Annotated in this window: 1 protein-coding gene; it reads left to right on the top strand. The window is 51.7% G+C overall.

Annotation, left to right across the window (positions count from 1 at the left end):
* Positions 1 to 234 precede the first annotated feature (234 nt).
* Positions 235 to 1,029, top strand: a 795-nt coding sequence (locus ACXJL8_RS41885) for a hypothetical protein (protein WP_456687125.1), incomplete at its 3' end; no start/stop codon positions are given.

Raw genomic sequence — 1,029 nt, 5'->3', positions numbered from 1 at the left:
CAAGTACCTCTCGCTGCACAATTCGTGCTCGATCCAGCGGTGGCTCGGATCTTTACTACTTCGTTGTCGGGCCAATCATTGGAAGCAACTGCGGCTCTCATCAGATTTGTAGCTCGCGAATTACGACGTCATCGAGCTATTTTTCCAAAGCCGCTATTAGTCGTCAACCGAGTTCCGAGCGTTCTAAGAGAAACGGGCGCGGATGAAGCTCTTTTGCGACCGACGCTCGATCGCATGACTGCAGATGTGCTGCGGGGCTACGGGGACGAAGTTGGCTCGGACGAAACGATTTTTGACAATGATGTCGAGTTAGCCCCGTGGAGCTTGCTAAAGATTCCCGAGATATCTGATTTGCAGGTCACATCGATAGGGTGGACTGGCTTTTCTGACCAATTATCTGCATCTGGCTTTTCTCGCCGGTTAGAGGCCGAACTCAATAGTTGGCTTGAACAAGATGTTGGTTACCAACCAAACACGACACTTGATCTTCCGCCACCTGAACCAAAGGTGATTGACCAGGAGGGGAGAAGAAAGAAGCTATCAGAGTTTGCAACCCAGTTTGTTGCTGCTGAAACGGCTGATCGTGCGGTCGATACACCGCTGGTCACAGGCCCGCTGCGGGCCCTCTCTCGACAATTTACGAGCCAGCTTCCGATTATCGTTAGTGAGGGCGCCAAAGGTACTGGCAAAACTCTCACTGCTAGATTTTTGCTGAAAAAGGCGTCTTGGGCAGCGGTCGTCTCCTCCTTATCTCAAGAGACATCTGCGGTTGATGCGCCTATTCTTCCCGTGCTTGGTTCAATCCAGACTAGCGGTCAATTTCAGTCCGAGATTGATAACCAACGCCTAATAGCGACAGCTCAGCTCAAGCTCAAGAATCCTCAGCGGGTCGATCAAACAAGAAGCATTCTCCTCAAGAGGCTGGCCAATCCAAAAGAGGACGACTACGCGGGGATTTGGCTCGATGCGATCGCTTGGAGTGCAGGCTTCGAGGTCGGCACTCCAAAGGCTGGCGAACAATTTATAGAG

This window comes from Bradyrhizobium sp. P5_C11_2 (genome assembly GCF_054049755.1).
This window is presented reverse-complemented; position numbering and strand designations above follow the sequence as displayed.